This is a genomic window from Amycolatopsis sp. lyj-109, assembly GCF_046548995.1.
Lineage (GTDB): Bacteria > Actinomycetota > Actinomycetes > Mycobacteriales > Pseudonocardiaceae > Amycolatopsis.
This window is the reverse complement of sequence record NZ_JAJPWR010000030.1, coordinates 54,831-78,495: the sequence shown is the minus strand read 5'-3', so window position 1 is coordinate 78,495 and position 23,665 is coordinate 54,831. Positions and strand designations below refer to the sequence as shown.

The window sequence follows — 23,665 nt, the reverse complement described above, 5'->3', positions numbered from 1 at the left end:
GACGGCTTTTGGACAACGTACAACGCGAGTGAGGACCGGTGTACGGGCCGGACGGCCTCGCTTCCCACGTCGTCAACGCCGCTCAGCGGCCGGCCGTGACCGAACTCGAAGTCAGGCGGACGGCGAACCGGCTGCCGTCCCGGAGGACTTCGGCCGCGCCCGGTCCGCCGAAGTGGGCGGGAACGACGAGTTCGCCGGTGTCCGCGGCGCGTTCGAGGACACCCCGCCGGGTGGTGGCGGCCTGCCGCGGGTCTTCGCAGAAGCAGCTGCTGTGCTCGGGCGCCAGGATCTGCACCGGGCTGTGCAGCAGGTCCCCGACGAACACCGCACGGTCCGCGCCGGACGACACACGCAGCACCGACGAGCCCGGGGTGTGGCCGGGCGCGGGTTCGAGCGTCAGGTTCCGGTCGATGCGGTGGCTGCCCTCCCACAGCACGGCCCGGCCGAGCACCGGGGCGACGCTGTCGGCGTAGACGAGCAGGCTGCCTTCACGGCGAAGCTGCTCGTGTTCGGTGCGGGGAACGGGGCGGCGGTGGGCGTTGCGGGGGTCGAAGTACGCCTGGTCGGCGCGGGGGATCAGGTAGGTGGCGTGGGGAAAGGTGGGCACCCATTCGCCGTTGCGCAGCTCGGTGTTCCAGCCGACGTGGTCGTAGTGGATGTGCGTGTTGACGACGACGTCGACGTCCTCCGGCCGGACGCCGGCCGCGGCGAGCCGGTCGAGGAACGGCGTCGCCAGGTGGTCGAACAGGGGGATCTGCGGCCGGTGCCGGTCGTTGCCGACGCCGGTGTCGACCAGGATCACCCGGCCTTCGCTGCGGAGGACCCAGGTCTGCACGGCGCCGCGGTAGCCGCCGGTCTCCGGGTTCCAGTGGTCGGGCGCGAGCCAGGCGGCGTTGTCCGTCCAGAGCTGAGGCGAGCTGCCGGGAACGATGGACCGCGCCGGGGCGATCTCGCCCTGCCACTCGACGACCTTCACGACTTCGACTTCACCGATGTGCATGACTCCAAGCTAGAAGGTGATTGTGAGAGTTCCAATGCGTGAACTGCTCATTCTGATGCTTGACCGTCTCAGAGATATGATGAGCTGGTGGACGTGCTGAGTGCCGCGATCGCCGCGGTGCGGGTCGGGCAGCCCACGTCGAACCGCCTCCGGGCCGGTTCGACGTGGTGCTACCGCTTCGCGCCGTACGAAGGCGCGGGCTTCCACGTGCTGCTGCGCGGCAGCGGCTGGCTGCTCCCGGACGGCGGGACGCCGGTGCCGCTCGGCCCCGGCGACGCGGTCCTGGTCCCGCACGGCGGCGCGCACACCCTTTCCGCGACGCCGGACGCGGCCGGCGCGGTGCCGTTCGAAGCGGCGGTGGCCGAGCCCGACGGCCGGACCGAGTTCCTGTGCGGCAAGTACCGGCTGGCCCACGCCCGGCGGCACCCGCTGCTCGCGAGTCTGCCGGAGGTCGTGCACCTGCCCGCCGAGATCGGGCGGCACCCCGAACTGCGTGCGGCCATCGACCTGCTCGGTGGCGAGGTGAGCGACCGGCGGCCGGGCTCGGCCACGGTCCTCACCGGCTTGCTGGACTTGCTGCTGGTCTACCTGATCCGCGCGTGGCTGGCCGACAACCCGGACCAGGGCTGGCCGCAGGCGCTGCGAGATCCCGAAATCGCCGCCGCGCTGGAAGCCCTGCACGAGCACCCCGAAGCGCCGTGGCGGATCGAAGACCTGGCCGCCCGGGTGGGCTTGTCCCGGGCGACCTTGGCCCGCCGGTTCGCGGCGCTGACGGGTCGGCCGCCCATGGCGTACTTGACGTGGTGGCGGCTGACGACGGCGGCGCGCCTGCTCCAGGACACGGACCTTCCCTTGCCCTCGATCGCCGCGAACGTCGGTTACGCCTCACCGTTCGCGTTCTCGCACGCGTTCAAGCGCCGGTTCGGCGTCGCGCCGGGCGGTTTCCGGGCCGGCCGGTGACGGCAGCCTGGTGGCGTCTCGGGCCGCTGTCGATGGATTGTCGACGGACTTTGTGACGATGAGCGGTATGCGTCGAGGATGCCGACCATGGGCGGGGGATTCATGGATGCCGACTTGCGTCTGCTCGGGCCGTTGGAGGTCGCCGGGTCTCGCGGCAGTGTGTCGTTCGCCGGTGGGCGGCGCCGGTCGGTGTTCGCGCTGCTCGCGTTGCGGCCTGGGCGGGTGGTGTCGCGTTCGTCGCTGATCGACGCGTTGTGGGGCGAGGCCGCGCCGGCGACGGCGACGAAGACGCTGCAAGGGCACATCGCGCAGGTGCGCAAGGCGCTGTCGAGGGCCGGGCTCGGCGGTGTGCTGGTGACCAGGGAGCCCGGCTACGTGCTCGAGGTCGATCCGGCGCAGGTCGACACGCACCGGTTCGCCGAGCACGTCCGGGCTGGTTGCGCGGCACTGGACCGGGGCGACGGTGAGGAGGCGCACGTACGGCTCGAGGCGGGGCTCGCGTTGTGGCGGGGAGATCCCATCGCGGACTGCGCGGTGGCCGGCTGGGCCGTCGCCGAGCTCACCCGGCTGTATGAGGCGAGGGCATCGGCGGAGGAGCAGGCGGTCACGGCCCTGCTCATGGCCGGCCGGCACGCCGATGCCGTGGGCGAGATCGAGCGGTTGGTGGGCCGGTATCCGTCGCGGGAGCGGCTGTGGGAGCTGCTGATGGTCGCGCTGCACCGGTCCGGCCGGCAGGCGGACGCGTTGCGGACCTACCGGCGGGTGCGGTCGGTGCTCGTCGAGGAGTTCGGCGTCGAACCCGGGCAGGAGCTACGGCGGCTGGAGGCGGCGGTGCTGGCCGGTGAGCCGGACGTGGCAACGTATCTCCCGCGGCCACCAGCCGGCCGGAGCCTGGTCGATTCCCGGTGCGCGAGACCCTGACCATCTCGACCGTGCCGGCGTGGGGCCGCCCACGCCGGCGGTTGACGGCCGGAACTCAGTTCTTCACGTCGCGTACCACCAGACCCGTCTGCCATATCTGCTGGCGGGCCGAGAAGACGCAAGTCGACACCTGGACCGGTGCGCCGACCGGCGCCTCACCGTCCTCGACTTCGAGGCACTGCCCGAGCTTCGCGTTCACGATCTTCACCCGGCCGGGAACCTCGCGGGTCACGAACTGCCACTGCTGGCTGACCAGCTTGGGCGAACAGGGCGCCTGCACGACCGGTAAGCCGTCACCGGCCCCGTCGGCCAGGTCCATGCACAGACCGCTGTCCTGGTTGACGAGCAGGGTGCTGATCGACTCCGGAACCGGTTGTGCCGCCCACAACGTCGCCGGCAGGCCGGTACAGCGCCGCTGTACCACCTGCCTGCCGGTCTCCGGCTTGACTGACGGGCCGGCACACAGGGTGGTCGTGACGTTCATCAGCTGGAAAGCGCCGGCCCGGACATCGGTGCCGGAGTTCGCCGCGCCCGCCGAACCGGCCGCCACGAATTCACCCGTCGTGACGCCGATGACCACGGCCGCAACGGTCAGCAGTTTTCTTACTCGCATTTGTCCCTCCTCCATAAAGAATTCCGCGCCGGCGTGTCGCGCGCGGCGTGGAATTCCCTTGCGCGGACGCTAGCTCGCGGCGGTGGCGAGGCGGCAGTGTTCCGGTGGCCGGCGGTCAGCGGACAGATAGGAGCACCGGTACGGACGTGTCGTTGAGACAGGAGCAGCCCACCGGAGTGCGCGAGTGCCGCCGCGGCGGTCATGAGGGAGGGCGGCGGCGTCCGGCTGACCGTGGGTCTTCGGTGTCGTGGCGTTGTCGCAGGTGCTGCTCACCGTTGCGCAGCGGCGGCAGTCAGCGATTTCGCCTTTCTGCGGGACGCGGTGTCCCTGTCGGACTCCGCGCTGTCCAAACAGCTGGGCACACTGAAGAAGGACGGCTACGTCGAGCAGCGCCTGGCTGGTGACGTTGTCGGAGACTCGGACCGGACGATCGCGCCGACCCGCTCCGGGCACGTCGTGCACCGATCTGGTGCACAAGGTCCACGCCGCTCCCAGGCACGTGCCGCCATGATCTGACCCTGGAAGCCTGCTCAATGGGTGCGGTTCGAGAGGCCTGCGAGGTAGATGTCGACTTGGCGGCGGGCGGCGAGCTTCCAATCCGTGACGTGGGGTAGGCCCTGCGCCAGCAATGCGCCGAAGGTGACGATGTCCGCCCTGGTGACCCCGGTTCGCATCGTGCCGTCGTGCTGCCCCCGCTCCAGGATCGAGCCCAGTGTCCGATGCGCCTCGTCGCGGACCGCGACCGTGGCCTGATCGGTGGGCGCCGGCCCGCCGTGCATGGGGAGCACGAGGTCCGGGCCGTGCTCGATGGTCTGTTCGAGGAAGAAGCGGATCCCGTCGATCGCCGGCTTGTCGAGAGCCGCGGCTCTCCTGGCGGTCTCGAGGACGATCCGGAAGGACCGGTGCGTCAGCGCGCCGAGCAGGGCATCCCGCGAGGGGTAGTGGCGGTATACGGTCCCGACGCCGACCCCGGCGTCTGCCGCGATGGTGGCCATCGGCACCGCGGTGCCGTCCCGGCGGACAGCGACGGCAGCGGCAGCCAAGACCCGGTTGCGGTTGTCGATGGCGTCCCGGCGCAGCTCCCGCTGCCTGCCGGTCTCATCCCGTTCCTCTCGCACGACACCGATCATCACAGCTCGGCGCTTCGGTCACCATCGTTGACAGCCGGTTAGCCGGACGATATCGTCCGTTTATCCTGCACGAGGACAGTCGAGTCGCGTGTCCCGGCCCCGATCACCGTCGATCCGGTCCTGGCAAATCTCCAGGAAGAAGGACCGCTGTGACGTTCACTGTCGACCCTCAGGTCGCCGCGATTCTGGCGCCGATGGCCGAGGCCATGGCCGACGCCCCGCACCCGGCGGTCGGCGACGTCGCGACCCGCCGTATCGCGCTGGAAGCGATGATGGCCGAGACCGCGGCCCTGCAGCCCACTCCGGCCGACGTGACGGCCACCGACTTCCACGCGGTCGCCGGGGACGGCACGAAGGTGCTGCTGCGCTGGTACGCCAAGGATGGCGCCGCCCCCGGCTCGGCCGCGCTGTACCTGCACGGCGGCGGGATGATCCTGGGCAGCGTCGCCCTCTACGATGCACCGATCGCCCGGTACGTGTCCGCGAGCGGGGTGCCGATGCTGGCCGTCGACTACCGGCTCGCACCCGAACACCCCGACCCCACGCCGGTCGAAGACGTCTACGCCGGGCTGCGGTGGCTGCACGATCACGCCGCCGAACTCGGCGTCGACCCGGCCCGGATCGCCGTGATGGGCGACAGCGCCGGTGGTGGCCTGGCCGCCGGGGTGACGCTGCTGGCCCGCGACCGGGGCGGACCGGCGGTGGCGCGCCAGATCCTGATTTTCCCGATGCTCGACGACCGCACGACGACGCCGGACCCGGAGCTGGTCCCGTTCGCGACGTGGAACTACGAGGACAACGCCACCGGGTGGTCGGCGTTGCTCGGCGACCGGGCCGGCGGCGCCGACGTCTCGCCGTACGCCGCCGCGGCGCGGGCGGCCGACCTCTCGGGCCTGCCGCCGACGTACCTCGAGGTCGGCCAGCTCGACATCTTCCGCGACGAAGACCTCGACTACGCCCGGCGGCTCGGCGCGGCCGGGGTCGACGTGGAGTTCCACCTGCACCCCGGTGTGCCGCACGAGTTCGACACGTTCGCCTGGGACACCGACGTCGCCCGCCGCGCGGTCGCCGATCGCCTGCGTGCCCTCGGCTCCTTCTGACCGTCCACTTCGAACGGAGCCACCCGATGAGCATGGCCTACCTCGCCCAGCCCGACCAGCAGCAGAAGCTCGAGTGGCTCGACGGCGGCACGCTGTCGATCCTGCTCGACGGTGCGGCCACCGACGGCCGGCTGATGGTCGGCCGGTTCGACGTCGCCAAGGGGGAGGCGCCGCCGTTTCACTTGCACACCAAGGAAGACGAAGTCTTCATGCTCATCAAGGGCACCGCGCTGGTCTGGGTCGGCGAGGAGGAGATGGAGCTCGCGGAGGGCGGCATCGTCTTCCTGCCCAAGAACATCCCGCACGCCTACCGCATCACGTCCGCGAAGGCCGACCTGCTGATGATCAACACCCCCGCGGGCATCGAGGGCATGTTCCGGCACGCCGGCCGCGACCGGGCCGAACCCCGGCCGGACGGTTTCGAGCTCTCCCCGGCCCGGCTGGCGGAGGCGGCGGAGAAGTTCGGGAACGTCATCGTCGGCCCGCCACGCTGATCCCGATTTCCCGGGCCGTGTCCTGGGGCCTGGCAAGAAAGGTTTCCGCCGCGTTCTGGATCCGGTCTCGCTCACCAGTGGTGAGCAGGTCGAGTAGCAGCCCGCGGATCGTGGCGATCACCAGCCCTGCGCGATCCGCAAGGACCCGGCGCTGACCCCGCCGCTTCCCAGCGCGACGATCCGGATCCGGCGACCTGGCGAACCGAGATCGGCTGGCCCCTGTTCCGGCTCGCGTCCTCGCCGTGACCGCTTGGTCGTCAGCCTTGCGGAGGTGGTGTGTTCGCGCCGATGTCACCGATGCCGGTGGTGAGCAGGTCGAAGGCGCGGTCGATGACGCCGGGCTGGTCGGCCGTGATCGCCTTGGCCGCCCGGCCTTCCAGCAGCCTGCCGATCGGCGTTATGACCACTGTGGACACCGCGGCCAGCAGGAGGTTGCCCGTCAGCGCCGCGGTGTAGGGGTCGCCGGTCTCCTTCTCGATGAGCTCAGCGACCTTCCCGGCGAGTTCGTCGCGTCGTTCCCGAGCGCGGGAACGCAGAGCCGCGCTGTCCGCGACGACCTGCGCGAACGCCTTCATGTGCGGGAGCGCGCCGGAAAGCGGGTGGTGCTCGCGCAGCAACCGGTGCAGCAACCCCCGTACCGCGTCGACGGGTGACTGGCCGGGCGGCCGCTGCCGGATCGCGGAGACGAGCAGCTCCTCCGCTTCGGGGTAGAGGTCGAGGAACATGTCCTCCTTGCGCGGGAAGTAGTTGAACACCGTCACCTTGGAGTAGCCGGCGGCCTCGGCGATCTCCGCGATGGTGACGTCGTCGAACCCGCGCTCGAGGAACAGGCTCGTGGCCGCCTCGGAGATCCGCTGCCGCGCCTCCTGCTTCTTGCGCTCACGCAGTCCTGGCCGCATCGCATTACTGTATCAGACTCAAAAGTTGACTCGACTCAAGTTTGAGTTCAGTATGCCTATAGCGGATGCACATCGAACAGCGAAGGGGAAAACCATGGACGCGGACGTGATCGTCGCGGGGGCGGGCCCGGTCGGGCTGACGCTGGCGACCGAGTTGGCATTGGCCGGCCGGAGGGTCGTCGTGATCGACAAGGACACCGAACGCGACGGGCAGAGCAAAGCGATGACCCTGCAGCCGCGCACGGCCGAGATATTCGACCTGCGTGGCCTGCTCTCCCGTGCCGCGCCAGACGAAATCGGGCGGATGGCCGGGCATTTCGCCGGTTTCCCGCTCAGCCTGGACATCCTCGGGACGCGCTACCCCTACCAGGTCGGCATCCTGCAGGCACGCGTCGAAGCCGTGCTGGAGCAACGCCTCACCGAACTGGGTGGCGAACTCCGCCGCGGCTGGGAGCTGACCGGCGCCGACCAGGACGAGCAGGGCGTCACCGTCCACGGGCCCGAAACGCTTCGCGCGCGTTACCTGGCCGGCTGCGACGGGGCGCACAGCACGGTGCGCGCGTTGCTCGGTGTCGCGTTCTCCGGCACCCCGGCGACCCGGTACACCACCATCACCGACGTGGTACTGGCCGACGGCACCGCCGAACTCCCGACGACCTGGACGTCCATGGGACGCACGCGGCGGCGGAAACCGGACGGATCGTTCGCCAGCATCGTCCCCATCGGCACGCCGGGGCTCTACCGGTTCGTCTACTTCGACGGGCGGCGTGAACGCACCCAGGTCACCGACGACGAGGTCGGCGCCGCGCTGAACACGTTCTACGGCAACGAGTACGCGCTGGTTCGGGTCCGCCACGCCTCGCGGTTCAGCGATGCCTCCCGGCAGGCCCGGCACTACCGCGTCGGCCGGGTGTTCCTCGCCGGCGACGCCGCACACATCCACCCACCCGCCGGGGGCCAGGGCCTCAACCTCGGCGTCCAGGATGCGGTCAACCTCGGCTGGAAACTGGCGGCCGTCCTCGCCGGCCGGGTGCCGGAGACGGTGCTGGACACCTATCACACCGAACGGCACCCCGTCGGTGCCGCCGTCCTGGACAACACGCGTGCGCAAGGCGCCTTGCAGGCCCACGACACCGAACATCGTGCCCTGCGCGACATCATGGCCCGGCTCCTCGAGCTCCCCGACGCCAACCTCACCATCGCGGCAATGGTCACCGGTCTCGGCATCGACTACGGCGGACCCGGCCATGTCGGCACGCGCCTGCCCGACTTCCGGATCGGCGACCGGTGGGCGAGCGAGTGGTTCCACTCCGGACACGGCGTGCTGCTGTCGACCGACGAGACGCACCTGAAAACGGCCCAGCCTTGGAACGGCAGCGTCACCACGGCCCTCGTCGAGGCGACGCCCTGGCCCGACGTCACCGCGGTCCTCGTCCGGCCCGATGGTTACGTGTGCTGGACCGCACCGGGCGACCCGGTCACGACACCACTGCGAACCTGGTTCGGCCGGCCGACCTGACCCGCGCGGTGAATCGAGGCGTCATTTCCGATCGATGTCCGCGTAGAAGGAGAGAAGGGCAGTCGCGAGCCGGTCGGGCGCCTCCATCGCCACGTAGTGGCCGATCCGTTCGATGCGCACCGCGGTCACGGTGGTGGCGACCTGGCGCAACGTCGCAGGCGTGCGGTCGGAGAAGCCCGCCACCGCGAGTACGGGCAGGTCCAGCTTCCGCGCCGCGAGCCGGCGAAGTTCTTCGCCCTCCGAGAGCAGGGACCGGTACAGCCCGGCGGCGCCGGCGAACGCGCCGGGTCGCGCGTAGGAGCGGACGAGCTCGTCGATGTCGGCGTCGGTGAACGCGTCGGGGCTCGCGGCGAGCGACGGGATCGCGTAGTCGGCGAGGAATGCGCGCTCGCGTCCGGCGAGGAGCATCTCCGGGATGCCGGGGGCAGCGAGGACTCCGATGTGCCAGGCGCCGCCGTGGGTGACGTCCGCGAGCGTCTCGGCGCCGAATCCCGGGAGTGCGGTCTCGATCCCGGTGTAGCTGCGGACGAGTTCGGGGTGGGCCGCGGCGACCCGGAACGTCGTTGGGCCACTGATGTCCTGGCCGGTGAGGTGGACGGGTCCGACGTCGAGGCAGGTGATCAGGTCGCTGAGGTCTTTCGCCGAGGTCGCGCTGTCGTGGTCCGGGGTGGCGGTGGCGGAGTCGCCGAATCCGCGCAGGTCGACGGCGAACACCCGGTGCTGCTCGCTGAGCAGCGGGATCAGCTTGTGGAAGACCCACCAGGTCTCGGGGAAGCCGTGAACCAGCAGTACGGGAGACCCGGTGGTGCCGGCGGCCACGTAGTGCAGTTCGGTGCCGTTGAGGCTGACGCGGTGGTGGTCGACACCGGGGATGGTGGCGGCGAGACGATTCATGGGGTTCCCTCGAGCCGATGGACAAGTTACTTGTCGAACCTTAGGGGGTAGACAAGGAACTTGTCTATATCGGCGCGCGTCGTAGGATCGGGTTCATGGCGCAGTCCAGCGGTGCCGAGCTCGCGCTTCTGCTGCTCGGCGGGTTCCACTCGATGGTCGACGAGGTGAACGTCGAGCTCGCGAAGCGCGGCCACGATGGTGTCCGCCCGGTGCACGAGTTCGCCTTGCGCGCCGTGGACGCGGGTGCGGACACCGCTTCCGAACTGGGTCGCCGGCTGTCGGTCACCAAGCAGGCCGCCGCGCAAACGATCGCGGTGCTGGAGGGTTTCGGCTACGTCGACCGCGAGCCCGACCCCAGCGACGCACGCCGCAAGCGCGTGCGGGTCACTGCTCGAGGCCGCGAGCTGATGGCCATCGGCGGTGCGCTGTTCGACGACGTCCGCAGCCGCTGGGCGGCCCGAATAGGACCCGAGCAGCTCGAAACCCTGGAAACCCACCTGGCCCAGCTCACCGAGCGCCGCTCATTCACTGCCGAAGATCTGCAGGACTGATTCCGCGAAGCCGCAGTTCGGCTGCTCTTCCGGTGACGCGACGCTGCCGGGACGGCCGAACCGCCTACGATCCCTGAATTTCCCAGAACAGGTCCCCCGAACGGCTGGTGTTCGTCACCGACGCCGTCGTCGCGATCGCGATCACCCTGTTGGTCCTGCCGCTGGTCGAGGCCGTGCCGGATGCCGTTGCGCAGCACCTCGGCCCGGCCGTGCTGATCAGCGAGAACCAGTGGAAGATCTACAGCTTCCTGCTCGGTTTCGCGGTGATCGCGCGGCTGTGGGTCGTGCATCCACCGCGTGTTCGAGCAGGTGAAGGCGTACAGCAGGCCGTTGATGGTGGCGAAATCCTCCACCTGGGGCGTCTGAATCGATCCCCGGACTGTCACCAGACGATCAGTGGAAGATCGGCCGTGGCACGAAGAAACCCTCCCGGGCCTGAGGAAACTCTGCGGTGCCGGGAGGGTTTTCGATGACGTGGAGCTAAGGGGACCCGAACCCCTGACTCCTCACTGTCAGTGAGGGTCGATCATGGCCCTGACCTGCGGCGATAGGGAATCGCCTAGTGAAATGATGCGCTTGGCCGCCGTTGCTTGCAACTGTGTGTCGTTCAGTGCAGTTGTAACAGGGGGTTTGCCCCAGCTGTGCCCCAGCGAAATTGGTGAGAGGACCGCCCGCGTTCGTTGCGAACAAACGTGCGGTCGGCTCGGGACCCCGGACTTGGAGCCAGTCGAGCAGCATCAAGTCGAGCGGTGCCGTGCAGCTGGAACCCGCACTGACTAGCTACGTCAGTCGCGCGACCGGTTCCCCGCGTTGGGCTGCCGAGCGTCGCTTGCCGAGGCGCACGCTCTGCGGCTACTTGACACTGGTGGGCAGGACCGGGTCCGGCCAGACTGCGGTCCAGGTGCTCGGTGAGTTGCTCCCACATTGCGGCTGCCTGCCCGTGTCATTGGTGTGGCTCTCTCATGGCATGCGTCTCGCCGAGCACCGTGCGAGGAGTGGCTCAAAAGGGGTTTGTTCTGCTCAAAGTAGCGGTGCCCTCCTTGCTGGAACAATCAGCATCGAGCAAGGAGAATATCCATGACGTTCATTATTGGGATGGATCCACATAAGCGTTCGGCTACGATCGAGGTGATCAACGAACGCGGGCGATCACCACGCAGTGCCGGAACTCATCGTCGACTCGTGGTCGAAACCGCGCAAGTGCGCGCCTGCGGCTGTGAACGTGATCGAGTACTCGATGACTGAGCCGTCCCCCATCGACGTCAGATCTTCACCGGGTGCCCAAGCGGTGTCGTAGAAGTGGCGCCGGTCGTCCCTGTCAGAGCCCAGCACGACGTCCAAGGCCGCCAGCGCGCGGCACAGCACGCGCAGGTTCGGGATCGCGGGCAGGCAACGAGCAAGGTCGTACACGGTCACCCCAGCAATCGAGCAGACAGCCCGAACATGCTGGGGCACTCCGACGAGGTGGGTGGCGAGAGCTCAATCAATTACCTTGGCCCGCATGGCTGTTCGGAGCCTGCGCATCCGCGAACTCGGTGACCCCCCTGACGGGAAGCACCGCGACGATCGAGACCACCAGCATCACCGCCGCGATCCAGGCGAACATCGTCGTGCCCACCGCGGGGAGCAGCCACCCCACGACCACGATGGCGAGTGGGGTCAGCGCCGAATTGACGAGGGCGTCCAAGGAAAGCACCCGTCCCAGGTGGGTTCCCGGAGTACCGGTTTGCAGTGCAGTCATCCACAGCACACCGAAGACCGACAGACCCGTGCCGGTGAAGAAGCCGAAGACCGCCAGGAGGACGGCGGGTCCGTGCAGCGCGAGGGTGACGGTCTGCGGTACCTGCGCGAGCAGCGCGGCCATCGAGAGCAGGCCGGGCGAGGTCGTGGTGACGCGGGCCGCCAGTGCTGCGCCGAGCACCGCGCCCACCCCTTCGACTGCGACTACGAGCCCGTAGGAGGTGCCGTCCGAGCCGATCGCGAACGGAAGGAGGATGGTGATCGGTGCGACCACGAAGGTGAGCTGTACCAGCCCCTGCACAAGGATCGCGCTCATCCAGGGCCGGCCGAGCACGTAGGTGATGCCTTCCCGCGCTTCGGCGAGGGCCCCACCGCGAACGCGGGACGCCGCCGCACGGGGTTCTCGGATACTCAGCATCGTGGCGGTGCTCGCCACGAACGTCGCTGCGTCGATCCACAGAGCGCCTCGGGGACCGACTGCGGCGGCCGTCACCCCACCCAGGCCCGCCCCCACCACCGTGGCGACGCGGTTGGTGGCTGACCGGAGGGCGTTCGCTCCACGGAACTCGTTTCGAGGGACGAGTGACGGGAGAAGCGCGCTGTAGGCAGGGCGGTAGATCCCGCTGCCCGCGCCCATCAGCACGGCGCCGGCACCGAGCGCGACCAGCGGTCCGCCGGCTCCCGTGACGATGATCAACACGAGTCCCGTCGCGCGCAGCAGGTCCGAAGCCACCACCACTCGCGTGCGCCGGCAGCGATCGGCCAGGACACCTCCGAACAGCAAGGACACGACGCCACCCAGCGCGGTCAACCCGAGGACGAGGCCGAGCGCGCGTGCGGCATCCGGACGGGGCAGGAGGTACAACGCCACCACCACCGTGAAGCCGGCGTCTCCGGTCACGTTCACCAGCTGCCCTGCCCATGCCGTCCTGAACCGCCGGTGACGCAGGGGGCTGAACAACCGGCTCATCGCGTGCGTCCTCCGGCGTCGATCGCGGCGCGGTGCCCATGGCCGGCAACGACTGCGGCGATGCCCGCCTCCAACTCGTCGCGTGTCGACGTGCAGATCAGTGGGTGACCCTGCCGCACGTGCAGGAGGGTGGCGTCGAGCACCTCGCGCATGATTGATTCGCCCCCGTTTCCCAGCCAGGTCAGGGAGTCCGCTCGGTCGCCGCGGCCGCTCACCCTCGTCGTCAATGCAACCATGCAGTGCCGGCGGTCCGACGGCTCGGGCAGGACGAGCACCAACACGACCGAGGCGAGCGCCGTCTCGAGCCGGGCGCGGGCCTCCGGCGAATGCTGGACGAGGATCCCGCCGCCCAGGTCGAGTATGCGACTCCCGGGCGTTCGCACCGCCTCTTCGAGGGCTCGCAACTCGAAGAGGCTCTCGTAGCGGTGCAACGCCCGCGGGCCGCCGCTGCGGTAGTGCTGTTCGGCGCGCGCCGTGGTGTATCCCCAGGGCCGGTAGCGATGTTCTCTGGCGGCGTCGAACGAGACGACGGGCAGGCCGAGTGCCGCACCGAGGCACCCGGCCGTCGTCGTCTTGCCGGCCGCCGGCGGACCACCGACGGCGAAGGTGGTCATCCCGGGACTCGTTCGGTGAGCTTGCGGTACAGGGCCTCGGCCAAGTCCGGCCGAACCTGTTCGCTGAGCGCGGCGTAGAGGAAGGCGACCGGGCTGTCGAGCCGTGACGTCAGGTACCACTGGCGCATCCGAGCCGTGGCGAGCTCCCAGATGTGCACCTGTCCGGTGAAGACCGCGGCGAGGTCGGCGGCGTTCACGTCGATGCCGCTCGGGATACCGTAGAGGGCTTCCTTGAGCGTCAGGTCGATCTGTTCGAACCGGGCCGAATTGATGTTGAGGGCAAGCACTGCGTCCGTCCCGGCGGTGAAGCCGCGGAGGTGGATGGCGAAGCGGTGCGAAGCCGTCGGTTCGCCTAGGTAGCTGTTGGTCGTCACCAGAGCCCGGCCGAGCCGGGAGTTCAGGAGAAGCGGCGCCATCGCGTCGAGGTTTCGCCAGATCGCGTCGCGAGCTACGTCGTCGACCGCGTCGTCGAATAGGGGCGGGAGATCCGCACCGAGGTCGACCTCCTCCCGTGAGTGCCGATCCGAGGCGGCCACCGGCACCATCGGATCGGCTGGGCTGATCCACGACGCGCGCGAAACCTCTTCGCCGGTCCCGGAGAAGTCCGCGGTCTCACCGGGGAGAAGGCCGACGACGCGGACCTTCATGGTGAGCTTGTTGGCGAGCTCGGCCAGCTCGGTGAACGACGACCAGAGGAATTCACCGTGTTTTCGCGGGAGCTGGGCGTACCCACCGCCGCTCAACAGCACCCAGCGGGCGTGGGGGAAGAACTCCAGCGATTTGTTCAGCACGCTGTCGAGCAGTTCGATGCCCTGGGTTTCGGGACGCGACCCGTCGCCGAGTGGCAGCAGGTTGTCGAAGGCGCCGAGCGCGGCCGCCGGGGTGATCTGCCCGTTGTGCGTGGCGATCACCACCTCCGGGCGGAGCGAGGTGAGCGACGGGTGGTCATCGATCGCGGTGTCGGACTGGATCAGCACCCCGCCTTCGCGCCCGGCCGGGGTGAGGGAGGCGCAAGCCACCCGGCTTTCCCAGATCGGGGCCTCGGGATCGCCCTGGAGCAGCGCCACGTCGATCGCACCGACGGTTTCCTTGACCCCGTGGGCGAGTAGCCGGACCTCGTGGCCGAGCCGACGCAGGGCGGACACGCAGACCGCGGGGGTGAGCGACGGCAGCAGGATGGGGGCACCGACCGGGACCAGCGCCAGTGACGGCAGGTGGAAATGATCGAGGTGCTCGTTGGTGACGACGACCGCGGCGATCTCCGGCATCCGGCCGACGTCGACCGAACGAGCCGGGTGGATCTCGAAGCGCAACTGCTCGGAGTGGCCGAATGATCCGGTGAGGACCGGGTCGACGAGGACAGCGGTGCCGTCGATGTCGACCAGCCATGACTGGTGGCCGATGAAGGTGGTCCGGATGCCCATCATTCGCGCCCTTCGTTGATTGCGGACAGCTGCAGGTCGTAGACGCTGCAGGAGGTGTCCGGTTGCAGCTGTTCGCCGAGGATGTCGTAGAAGAGGGCGACCAGTGAGTTCATCGAGTCGCCTAGGTACCAGGACCGCATGGCGATGCCCACGATGTCCCAGATCTGCAGCGCGCCGGTGAGCACGGCCGCGAAGTCGACCGCTCGGACGATCACGCCGTAGGGGTACATCGCCAGTGCGTCGTCCAGCGGCAGGTCCGGGACCTGCTCGAAGGTCCCCGAGACGACGTTGAGCGCGTAGGACCGGCTCTCGATGTGGTCACACCGCAGTTGCACGACCAAGCGGCAGGGCCCGGCCGCGGGGTTGTCGCGGCTGAGCGCGAGCAGGTCCCGGCCGAGCGGCGCCAGCATCACCGCGGTCGCCAGGTGCTTCAGCCCGTCGGTAACCACCGCGAGGGCTGTCAGCTCCTGATTTCCGTCCGTGGCCGGCGTGATGGGGCGCATGCCGATCATCGCGTCCGACGCGATGAACTCCTCGCGGCGCCGGACCAGCTCGGCGAACCGCTCGTGGTCGGTCCCGACCCAGCCCATGTCCCCGGCCGGCTCGAGCCGTGCTTCCCGCAGCTCCAGCACCTCGCCGGGCTCGGGGCCGGCGACGGTGACCCGGCGCACCAGGTGCGAAGCGATGTTCGCGAGTTCCTTCTGCTCGGAAAACGGGAACGGGCCCATTTCCTCGTAGTCCTTGAGGAAGCCGCCGCCGCAGATGATGAAGTGGTTCGGCGACACTTGCGGGTTCAGTTCGAGATAACCGACGAGGAGCTGGCGGAGGATGTCGAGCGCCACGAACGGGCTGCGCTGCGCGGCACCGTCGGACTGGCCCGCGGCGCGGAGATTGTCGAGTGAGCCGAACACCCCCGTCGGAGTCACCTGGGCGTTGTTGCTGACGGCGAGCACTTGCGGCGGCGGGACGATCCCGGCCTCGACGTCCGCCACGAACTCCGGGGAAAGCAGGGCGTCGATGCACAGGTAGAGGCCGCCCGTCTCGGCGTCGTCGGCGTCGCGGACATAGACCTGGCTCACGCGGCTTTCCCAGAGGACCGTTTCGGGGTCGGGCGGATATAACGTGACATCGACACTGCCGAACCGGGTGGTGACGCCGAACGGCAGCCGGATCACCTCGAAACCGAGCCGAGCGATCGGGCGGACCACGGCCTCGATCATCGTCGGGCCGACCACGATGGGCACCGACCGGTCGAGCTTGTTCAACGTCGGCAAGTGGAAGTGGTCGGAGTGCTCGTGGCTGATGATCACCGCGGCCGGTGTCGGCATGGCACTCAGGTCGAACACCCGGGGCGGATACACCTCGACCGGGCTGGACGTGTACTCCTCCCCGAAGCGCGCCAGCAAAAGCGGGTCCACCAGCACCGGGTTCTCCGGGTCTCCCAGTGCGAAGCCGTTGTGTCCGATAAATCCGATCTTCATGGGTCTCCTGCCGTTCACGGCCGCGCTGGGCCGGCCCCGTCACTGGTTGCGGGTTCACCGCCCGCGGAGGGGGAGACGGCACCGGGCCGTCTCCCCCGTGTGCTCAGCGCACGTAGTAGACGTCGCTCGTGCCCCGGCGGGCGCCGGCCTTGGCGGTGCCACCCTCGCGGCGCGGACCCGTCGTCTGCGCCAGCTTGGCCCGCAGCACGTCGATGTCACCGACACGCAGCCCGGAAACGCGCTTGATCTCCATGGATTTCTCCTCATCAGTGGAACCTCATCGGGCGTCCACGCAGAAGCTCCGCGGACCAGGAGGAGTCTTCTGGGGCCGGCTATCCGGGCCCTGTCGACGGCCTATCGACGACGGAGAGGGGGTCGAGAGCGGCGGCGGGCATGCTGTGGCAATGACGCGGACGTCGGGCGGGGCGGCGGCCGGGGGGCGCAGGCGCAAGGGGGTGGCCCGACGTCCGCGTCATTGCTACAGCGGTCAGCCGGGCAGCGTGGTGTCGCTCTCGAGCGTGGCCTGCCGGCACCGCGGACAGGTCGCGAAGGGCGACGCCAGGTGGGCCCGGGCATACCGCGCGGCACCGATCTCGTCGGGGTAGCGCTCGAGGGCGCGCTCCCACGCCCGCCGCGCGCCGTCGAGGTCTCCCCGGAATCGGGCCACGTGGGCGAGCCCCTCCTCCGCGCGGCCGGTCGCGAGCGGGAGGTGCAACGTGACCGCCAGGCTCCGCGCCTCGGTGAAGGCTTGCTCGGCTTCACCCGGTCGCCCGGCGGACAGCTCGGTCTCGCCGAGGGTGTTCAGGGTGTCGCATTCGACCTCGCGCAGGCCCGCTTCCCGAGACAGCTGCAACGCTTGCCGGCCGTAGAGCTCGGCGACGGTGAACCGGCCCAGGCGGCGATGGGCGGAAGCGAGATAACACAGCCCGAACGCTTCGCCCAGCCGGAAGCTGATCTCCCGGCTGATCGTCAGTGCCCGGTCCAGGTGCTCGAGCGCTGCCTCCGGTGCACCCGAGATGAGGTGTGTGTCGCCGATGTTGAGGTGCGTCGTTGCCTGGCCGAGCCGGAAGCCCAGCTCGGTGCAGAGCTCCATCGCCTCGGAGAAGTGCGCCAGCGCCTTGTCCGGCTTGCCCATGCGGGACGCGACCGCGCCAAGATTGTTGGTGAACGACGCGTAGGCCTGCCGGTCTCCCAGTCGGATGGCGATCTGCCGGGCCTGCGAAAACGTGTCCGACGCCCCCGGCATGTCACCGGCCCGCACCCGCGCGATGCCGAGGTTCGTCAGCAGGTACGAGACGGTGGGTTCGTCCTCGAGCTGCCGGCTCAGCTCGATCGCTTCCAGCAGGAGCCGGCGGACCTCGTCGTAGTGGCCGCGGTCGCGCAGGATCAACGCGATGTTCGTGAGCGCGGCCGCTTCGCCGCGGATACTCCCGCTCCGCTTCGCGGATTCGTGGGCCGCCCGGAAGACGTCGAGCGTGTTCTCCCAGTAGTTGATCCTGCTGAAGAACGGCGAAAGGACGCAGGGCAGCTGCCAGGCGTCGTCGGCCCAGCGCTGCTCCAGCGCGATGTGGGCGACCGCCACCAGGTTCTCCACCTCGGCTTCGAGCAATGCCATCGCGGCGGGTTCGGAGTCGGTCGCCGGCAGCGCGGCGGAGCGGTGCACGGGATCCGGATCGATCTTGGCGAACGCGCGCGCGATGGGGCGGCAGCACTCGTGGGCCAGCCGGACGTGGTAGTCGAGGATCCGACGCCGCAGCGCGGTTCGTTCCTCTTCCTCACCGCTCCGTTCGGCCAGCCCGCGGGCGAAGTCCCGGACGAGGTCGTGCAGGTGGAACCGGCCCTCGGCGTGCTGCAGGACCAGGTGGGCGTCGAACAAGTGCTCCAGCAGTTCCCTGGTGTCTTCGACCGGCAGGTCCACCGTGGCGGCCACGGCGTGGACACCGAAGTCGGTGCCGGGGAGCATACCGAGTGCTCGGAACAGCCGTTGCTCGTCTTCGGCGAGGTGACGGTAGGACATCTCGAGCACCGCACCGACACTGCGGTCCCGGCCGGTGAGCAGCTGACCTCTCCGTTGCTGGTCCCGGAGCATGGCCTCGAGGTGGGAGACGGTCCAGGTGCGGTGGTGGCGAAGGCGGGATGCCGCCATGCGGATGGCCAGCGGCAACCGTCCGCACAGTTCGACCACGGCGATGGCCCGATCGTGGTCGGGCTCCGCCGGCTTGAGTCCGGCCACGCGCCCGAACAGGTCGATCGCGTCGTCCAAGGGAAGCAAGTCGAGCGATACCGGGATGGCAGCGTCGAGGCTGGAAAGCCGCCTGCGCGTCGTCACGAGCACGAGGGCACTCGGCGATCCCGGCAGCAGCAGGCGGACGTGGCTCTCGTCGATCGCGTTGTCCAGTACGACCAGTACTCGCCGGCCGGCGAGATGCGACCGCCATTGGACGACCCGGCCATCGAGGTCGGGCTGGATCAGGTCGGCGGGCACGCCGGCCGCCCGCAACAGGAGATCCAGCGCCGCGGCCGGCGACAGCGGGTCCTTGCCCGCCGTGTAGCCGTGGAGGTCGATGAAGTACTGGCCGTCGGGGTAGCGCTCGGCCAGTCGGTGCCCGAGATGCACGGCGAGCGTGGTCTTGCCGACTCCGCCCATGCCGTCGATCGTCACGATGGTGGTCGCGTCGCCGGTTGACTCGCCCACCTCACCGAGCAGGAGCTCGAGTTCGGCTCCCCGCCCGGTGAAATCGCGAGTACCGGGAGGCAGGAACGACGGTCGGACCTCGGGCTGTTCCGCCGGGGCGGCGGGCGGGCGCCGCGGGCCCCCGTTCGTCCTGGCGCCGGTGTCCATGAGCTCCGGATCACCCTGGAGCACTCGGGCGTGCAGCGATCGAAGCTCCGGTCCGGGTTCGAGGCCGAGCTCGTCGCGGAGCACCCGTCGGCCTTCGTCGTAAACCTGCAGCGCTTCGGATTGCCTGCCGGATCTGAAGTACGCCAACATGAGTGACGCGCGGGAGGACTCCCGCAGGCGGTGCCGGTCGACGAGTTCGATCAGTTCGTCGATCACGAAATCGTGCTCGCCCAGCCGGAGCCGCAGTGCGAGCAACTTCTCGTGGGCGGCTAAGCGTTGCTCCTCGAGACGCGCGGCGGCGGCGGACAGGACGTGACCGCCGACCCCGGACATGGCTGGTCCGGACCATTGTCCCAACGCGGTCCTGAGCTGCCTCGCCGCTCCGGCCGTGTCGCCGCTCTCCTCCGCCGCCGCCGCGGCCCGCAGGTCATCGGTGAAACGACTCAGGTCCACCTGGTCCGGGCGCACCGTGATGCGGTACATCGACTGGTGGGTACTGATGAGATTTTCGCCGCCGTAGGGGGCAAGGACGCGCCGCAGGGCGGCGATCGCGTTGTGGACCTGGGGCCGCGCGGTTTCGGGCGGGTCGTCCCACAACTGCTCGATGAGCTGGTCGGTGGAAAGCATCGTGCCGGAGTGCAGGAGCAGGGTGGCCATCAGCCGCCGCTGCCTGCTCCCGCCCAAGGGGAGCGGCGTTCCGGCAGCGGTTCGGGCCTGAACAGGTCCGAGAACGCAGAAGTCCAGCTCTCCCCGCTCAGACGCCAACCCGCCTCCTGATACCGGTCCGCGGACACGCTACCAGTGGGGTATTCCCGACAACTACGCCGTTCGGGTGCATCTTCGACGGTCGGCTCGGCAACTCTGTGCAGCCTCCGAGCCGTCCGTTATCGTCTGCTCAAGGTCGGGGTTCAGTGCTGTCCTATTCCGGCCGTTCTAACAGGGGGAGGGGTTTGTGATGAAGAAGCCCGCAATTCTGGGGACGCTGCTCGCGGCCGTCGTCGCGTTGGCGGTGACGCTGGGGAGTGGTCTGCCCAGCCATGACAAGGCTCCGGCCAACACGCCGCAAACGGGCCTCAGCAGTTCGATTTGCATCGGTTGCTGACCGTTTGGCCCGGAAGCCGAGGAGTACGGGCGAAGAGAAAGACCGGGTCCGGTGGGGTCTGGCCTTCACCGGCGGGCTGCTGGGCCTGGCTTTCGCGCTCAGCCTGGTGAACGTGCTGCCGTCCTCGCTCGCCGGTGGATGGCAACGGAGCCAGCGGGACCTGTACACCACATTCTGGCCGCAGGGCTGGGCCTTCTTCGCCGAACGCCCACGGAATGGCGTCGTGGTCGCCTACGCGCTCAATTCCCGGGGCGGGCTGGGCGACGAGCTGACCGGCGCTCTCACTGTTCCCGGCAATCTGGCGGGGCTGAGCCGGCGCGGTTATACCCGGATAGTGGAGGCCCAGGCGCTCGCGGCACGGGTACCGGCTGGAGGTTGGCATGAATGCCAGGACAGCGACCTCGACGCGTGTCTCCGGTCCTCGCCTGCTCGGCGCACGGTCATCGCCAACGAATTCGTGTCCTCGTCGCTCTGCGGCACGGCGGTACTGGCGGTCGTGCGGGCCGGGGCTGCCGCCGAGAAGCGCGCTGCGGTACGGCTGGTGAGGGTTGAGCTGGCTTGCCACTGAGGGGATTCTTCAGCCGACAGTTCACGCGCGCGACGAAGTGCGATCCCCGTGGTCCTCTGCTGGGGACCGCGCGCACGCTGCTGGCGCTGGCCGATTTGAGCGTGCTGGCCTTCACTGCCGACCGCGACCTCTTCCTGCGGGAGACGGCGACGGTGACCGCGGGTCGGTGCGATGGTGTCCGCGCCCTGTCGCTGTGGTGCCTCGCCGGGCCGCATCCCGCTGCGCTGCTGACTTGCCGTGTGGTCGCCATCCTGGTGTTCGCCGTGGTCGCCACCGGCTTCTGTCCAAGATGGACCTGCGTTCCCCACTGGTACCTCGCGTTCAGCCTGGGCACGGCGATGACCGTGGCGAACGGGGGCGAGGGAGTCGATCGCATAGTCACGCTGCTGCTCATTCCCCTCTGCCTCGGCGATACCCGAACTTGGCATTGGTCCCGCTCCGGCGATCCACTCGGCCCGGGATGGCGCGGGAGCGCGTACGTCGCACTGCTGTTCGTACGTGCGCAGGTCTTCGTCGTCTACCTCAATTCCGCGGTCGCCAAAGTGGTCAACCCGCAGTGGCGCGACGGTTCCGCGTTCGCCGGACTGGTCGACGACCCGTACTACGGTGCACCGCAATGGATCCGCGAATCACTCGGACCGTTGTTCTCCGCCGGGCCGGTCGCGGTGGTACTCGGCTGGGCGGTCGTGATCGCTGAGGCGTGCATCGCTGTGTTGATGACAGGCACCGTGCGCGCACGCCGATGGGCCGTGACACTGGCATTGCTGCTGCACGGCGCTATCGTGGTCATGATGGGACTGGTCAGTTTCGGGCTGGTGATGATCGCGACCGTCTTGTTCGCTTCGGTCCCGGCCGTGGCCGGTGGAGTCGGAACCGCCAAGGCCCGCGCTCAGTCGGTGGCACCACCTGGCCGCATCGGAATGACCTGAGCCCGAAGGACGCTCGATCTGCCCGGCTTCACGCCAGGACCGTGGCTTGCAACCTGGCCTACGCCTACTGAGCGGTGGGTCGTCTGGGGCGAGCGATCCCGCTGTACGAGGCCGCTCGTGGCGCCGAACATCCGCTCATCGGCAGAAACGGCGGGCAGAGAGCGGCAACGCAGTATCGGACGCGGCCAGGACGACGGATCGAGTCAGGACGTCGTCGGCTCAGCCGGCGGTCGTGGGCAAGACCCGCCGCCCGCTGGCGGTCGAACTGATCGCGGAACTGGAGACCATCGACAAGAAGACCAAGGCCGCGGACAGAGATCTTCGCGAGCTGGTGATCGCCCGCGGCAGCACGCTGCTCGACCTGCATGGCATCGGGCCGTCCGGTGCTGCGGACGCGCTGATCGGCCTGCTCGAGCACTACGCTCGTGCAGCCGATCCCGCGGTGGAACGGGCGGGCCGAAGGCCCGACGACGAGTTCGGCCTGGCAACGGAGGGGATGAACTCGACCCGAGGAGTTGCCGCTGCGGCCATCGGTCAGATTCTCTTCGCTGACGGCACTCATGCAACTCGGCTGCTCCCGATCGTGGCGGAGCTTGCAGCGGATCCGATCCTGTCTGTCCGCGCGGAAGCCACTCGTCCGGTCTTGGCGCTGTTTAACAGCCATCTGGAGCAGGCGCTCGATATCGCTGATTCTCTGTTCGCCACGAGCGCCATCGAGATTCACCATTCGAACGCAGCTAACCGGCTATTGACATACGCGATCTACCGTTCAGGCACTCGCTTCTCTCGGTACCTCAACCGTGCGCTCGAAGAGGAAGACCCTATCGCAGCGAGGGCCGGCCACATCTGGGCTAACGCGTTGTTAAACGACCTGGTGCCGGCGGCATGCCCTTCCGACGTCACCGACTTGCCTGTCCAGGCGCGGCAGGGGGCTGCGCAAACCCTGGCCACTGCGCCGCACCTCGCCCCCGACATGCTTCTGGGGCTATTCGACGATGAGGACCCAGAAGTTCGCAAGGCGGCCGCAGCAGCGATCCGGGTCCTCCACGAGCCTGACTCGGCCTCGATCAGTGAACGCGTCGTGGCGGCGTTTGCGGCTAGCCGAGCTTTCCCGGACCACTTCGGTGACCTCTTCCGCGCGCTCGAGCGAAGCCTGAGACTGCTGCCCTCGACCACAATCATCGCCTGCGAACGCGCCGTCGAGCACGCTGGTGTCGAACTCGGTGATCTGAGTAGGGCCGCCGCTGCCGTCAGCCGGGACATAGTCACCGTCGTGCTTCGGCTCTACCGGCAAGGTGACGCGGCAATGCGTGACAGATGTCTCGACGTCGTGGACAAGCTGGCCGATGTCGGGGCGTACGGACTACCCGAGGCGCTCCAGCACGAGCGCTGACGGGCGGGATGCGCCGCCTGATGAAGTACCTCTGGTGATCTACCTGTCCGGGGAACGCTACTGGGGCACTTTTCGTGACCCCATTTCGCCGCCATCGGTCCGGTGCCCCAGTTTTGCCCCAGCTACCGGCCGGTAGCTGAACTTCTTCTTGACGAAACTCAAGATCCGCCGCAACGAAAAAACCGCCCAACCTGGAACTTCTGTCCCGGTGGGCGGTGTTTCGTCACTGTGGAGCTAAGGGGACTCGAACCCCTGACCCCCTCACTGCCAGTGAGGTGCGCTACCAGCTGCGCCATAGCCCCGAGGCGAAGCTGAACTCCGCATCTCGTATGCCCATACATTACACCCGCCCCGGACGCCCTTCGCGCGGGGGTCCTCACAGCCCCGCCACGCAACCAGCAACCCGCTGACCAGCACATTCACACCTTATTTTTAGTCTTGTATTGACGTTCCACTGTGGCCGCCGTTACATTTTGCGCGGTTGTGACGCCGAGGTCCCCGCCCGTTACGCCGCGTCTTCA

At 68.9% G+C, this 23,665-nt stretch carries 24 protein-coding genes and 1 tRNA gene; 12 read left to right on the top strand and 13 right to left on the bottom strand.

The window, feature by feature from the left end; all coding sequences use genetic code 11:
- Positions 1-82 precede the first annotated feature (82 nt).
- Positions 83-1,000: an MBL fold metallo-hydrolase gene (locus ACLJQF_RS41885; protein ID WP_410615867.1), complete on the bottom strand. Its 918-nt coding sequence runs from the start codon at positions 998-1,000 to the stop codon at positions 83-85.
- A gap of 87 nt (positions 1,001-1,087) precedes the next feature.
- Here ACLJQF_RS41885 and ACLJQF_RS41880 point away from each other — a divergent pair, with 87 nt between their 5' ends.
- Positions 1,088-1,960: an AraC family transcriptional regulator gene (locus tag ACLJQF_RS41880; RefSeq protein ID WP_410615866.1), complete on the top strand. Its 873-nt coding sequence runs from the start codon at positions 1,088-1,090 to the stop codon at positions 1,958-1,960.
- Positions 1,961-2,047: 87 nt separating this feature from the next.
- Positions 2,048-2,881, top strand: coding sequence for an AfsR/SARP family transcriptional regulator (locus ACLJQF_RS41875; RefSeq protein ID WP_410615865.1), 834 nt, complete (start codon positions 2,048-2,050; stop codon positions 2,879-2,881).
- 55 nt (positions 2,882-2,936) lie between these two features.
- Here the strand turns inward: ACLJQF_RS41875 and ACLJQF_RS41870 are convergent, their stop codons facing one another.
- Complete coding sequence (locus ACLJQF_RS41870) at positions 2,937-3,461, bottom strand: RICIN domain-containing protein (protein ID WP_410615864.1); 525 nt, start codon at positions 3,459-3,461, stop codon at positions 2,937-2,939.
- A gap of 234 nt (positions 3,462-3,695) precedes the next feature.
- Here ACLJQF_RS41870 and ACLJQF_RS41865 point away from each other — a divergent pair, with 234 nt between their 5' ends.
- Positions 3,696-4,010: a transcriptional regulator gene (locus ACLJQF_RS41865; protein ID WP_410615863.1), complete on the top strand. Its 315-nt coding sequence runs from the start codon at positions 3,696-3,698 to the stop codon at positions 4,008-4,010.
- 14 nt (positions 4,011-4,024) lie between these two features.
- Here ACLJQF_RS41865 and ACLJQF_RS41860 read toward each other — a convergent pair whose 3' ends face one another.
- Positions 4,025-4,612: a TetR/AcrR family transcriptional regulator gene (locus ACLJQF_RS41860; protein WP_410615862.1), complete on the bottom strand. Its 588-nt coding sequence runs from the start codon at positions 4,610-4,612 to the stop codon at positions 4,025-4,027.
- 161 nt (positions 4,613-4,773) lie between these two features.
- Between ACLJQF_RS41860 and ACLJQF_RS41855 the strand changes: the two genes are divergently transcribed.
- Positions 4,774-5,724: an alpha/beta hydrolase gene (locus ACLJQF_RS41855; protein ID WP_410615861.1), complete on the top strand. Its 951-nt coding sequence runs from the start codon at positions 4,774-4,776 to the stop codon at positions 5,722-5,724.
- Between the two features lie 26 nt (positions 5,725-5,750).
- Positions 5,751-6,218, top strand: coding sequence for a cupin domain-containing protein (locus tag ACLJQF_RS41850; protein WP_410615860.1), 468 nt, complete (start codon positions 5,751-5,753; stop codon positions 6,216-6,218).
- A gap of 257 nt (positions 6,219-6,475) precedes the next feature.
- Here the strand turns inward: ACLJQF_RS41850 and ACLJQF_RS41845 are convergent, their stop codons facing one another.
- The gene (locus ACLJQF_RS41845) at positions 6,476-7,117 is read right to left on the bottom strand and encodes a TetR/AcrR family transcriptional regulator (RefSeq protein ID WP_410615859.1); all 642 of its coding nucleotides are present in this window, start codon (positions 7,115-7,117) and stop codon (positions 6,476-6,478) included.
- Positions 7,118-7,211: 94 nt separating this feature from the next.
- On the opposite strand from ACLJQF_RS41845, the gene ACLJQF_RS41840 reads away from it, so the two are divergent.
- Positions 7,212-8,636, top strand: coding sequence for an FAD-dependent monooxygenase (locus tag ACLJQF_RS41840; RefSeq protein WP_410615858.1), 1,425 nt, complete (start codon positions 7,212-7,214; stop codon positions 8,634-8,636).
- A gap of 21 nt (positions 8,637-8,657) precedes the next feature.
- On the opposite strand, the gene ACLJQF_RS41835 is transcribed toward ACLJQF_RS41840, so the two are convergent.
- On the bottom strand, positions 8,658-9,530 hold the full coding sequence (locus ACLJQF_RS41835; RefSeq protein ID WP_410615857.1) for an alpha/beta fold hydrolase: 873 nt from the start codon (positions 9,528-9,530) through the stop codon (positions 8,658-8,660).
- Between the two features lie 95 nt (positions 9,531-9,625).
- Between ACLJQF_RS41835 and ACLJQF_RS41830 the strand changes: the two genes are divergently transcribed.
- Positions 9,626-10,081, top strand: a complete 456-nt coding sequence (locus ACLJQF_RS41830; protein WP_410615856.1) for a MarR family winged helix-turn-helix transcriptional regulator — start codon at positions 9,626-9,628, stop codon at positions 10,079-10,081.
- Positions 10,082-10,188: 107 nt separating this feature from the next.
- Positions 10,189-10,554 carry a TMEM175 family protein gene (locus ACLJQF_RS41825; protein WP_410615855.1) on the top strand — a complete coding sequence of 122 codons (366 nt, stop codon included), beginning with the start codon at positions 10,189-10,191 and terminating at the stop codon, positions 10,552-10,554.
- 676 nt (positions 10,555-11,230) lie between these two features.
- Here ACLJQF_RS41825 and ACLJQF_RS41820 read toward each other — a convergent pair.
- From ACLJQF_RS41820 to ACLJQF_RS41790, 7 genes are all read right to left on the bottom strand, one after another.
- Positions 11,231-11,497, bottom strand: coding sequence for a hypothetical protein (locus ACLJQF_RS41820; protein ID WP_410615854.1), 267 nt, complete (start codon positions 11,495-11,497; stop codon positions 11,231-11,233).
- A gap of 67 nt (positions 11,498-11,564) precedes the next feature.
- On the bottom strand, positions 11,565-12,791 hold the full coding sequence (locus ACLJQF_RS41815) for an MFS transporter (RefSeq protein ID WP_410615853.1): 1,227 nt from the start codon (positions 12,789-12,791) through the stop codon (positions 11,565-11,567).
- A complete protein-coding gene (locus ACLJQF_RS41810; RefSeq protein ID WP_410615852.1) occupies positions 12,788-13,405 on the bottom strand; it encodes a hypothetical protein in 618 nt (205 codons plus the stop codon). Before ACLJQF_RS41810 ends, ACLJQF_RS41815 begins: the two co-directional genes overlap by 4 nt.
- Complete coding sequence (locus ACLJQF_RS41805; RefSeq protein ID WP_410615851.1) at positions 13,402-14,829, bottom strand: MBL fold metallo-hydrolase; 1,428 nt, start codon at positions 14,827-14,829, stop codon at positions 13,402-13,404. The genes ACLJQF_RS41810 and ACLJQF_RS41805 overlap by 4 nt, the downstream gene beginning before the upstream one ends.
- Positions 14,829-16,310: an MBL fold metallo-hydrolase gene (locus ACLJQF_RS41800; protein ID WP_410615850.1), complete on the bottom strand. Its 1,482-nt coding sequence runs from the start codon at positions 16,308-16,310 to the stop codon at positions 14,829-14,831. The genes ACLJQF_RS41805 and ACLJQF_RS41800 overlap by 1 nt, the downstream gene beginning before the upstream one ends.
- A gap of 103 nt (positions 16,311-16,413) precedes the next feature.
- Positions 16,414-16,563 carry a hypothetical protein gene (locus ACLJQF_RS41795; protein ID WP_410615849.1) on the bottom strand — a complete coding sequence of 50 codons (150 nt, stop codon included), beginning with the start codon at positions 16,561-16,563 and terminating at the stop codon, positions 16,414-16,416.
- Between the two features lie 234 nt (positions 16,564-16,797).
- Positions 16,798-19,836, bottom strand: coding sequence for a BTAD domain-containing putative transcriptional regulator (locus ACLJQF_RS41790; protein ID WP_410615848.1), 3,039 nt, complete (start codon positions 19,834-19,836; stop codon positions 16,798-16,800).
- A gap of 271 nt (positions 19,837-20,107) precedes the next feature.
- On the opposite strand from ACLJQF_RS41790, the gene ACLJQF_RS41785 reads away from it, so the two are divergent.
- The 4 genes from ACLJQF_RS41785 to ACLJQF_RS41770 all read left to right on the top strand — a co-directional run bounded on the left by ACLJQF_RS41785 (position 20,108) and on the right by ACLJQF_RS41770 (position 23,144).
- The gene (locus tag ACLJQF_RS41785) at positions 20,108-20,254 is read left to right on the top strand and encodes a hypothetical protein (protein WP_410615847.1); all 147 of its coding nucleotides are present in this window, start codon (positions 20,108-20,110) and stop codon (positions 20,252-20,254) included.
- Between the two features lie 4 nt (positions 20,255-20,258).
- A complete protein-coding gene (locus ACLJQF_RS41780) occupies positions 20,259-20,822 on the top strand; it encodes a hypothetical protein (RefSeq protein WP_410615846.1) in 564 nt (187 codons plus the stop codon).
- Positions 20,813-21,751 (top strand): sporulation-delaying protein SdpB family protein, encoded by a 939-nt coding sequence (locus ACLJQF_RS41775; RefSeq protein WP_410615845.1) that lies wholly within the window; start codon positions 20,813-20,815, stop codon positions 21,749-21,751. The genes ACLJQF_RS41780 and ACLJQF_RS41775 overlap by 10 nt, the downstream gene beginning before the upstream one ends.
- Before the next feature lie 232 nt (positions 21,752-21,983).
- The gene (locus ACLJQF_RS41770) at positions 21,984-23,144 is read left to right on the top strand and encodes a hypothetical protein (protein WP_410615844.1); all 1,161 of its coding nucleotides are present in this window, start codon (positions 21,984-21,986) and stop codon (positions 23,142-23,144) included.
- Between the two features lie 229 nt (positions 23,145-23,373).
- Here the strand turns inward: ACLJQF_RS41770 and ACLJQF_RS41765 are convergent.
- Positions 23,374-23,446, bottom strand: a tRNA-Ala gene (locus ACLJQF_RS41765).
- Positions 23,447-23,665 lie beyond the last annotated feature (219 nt).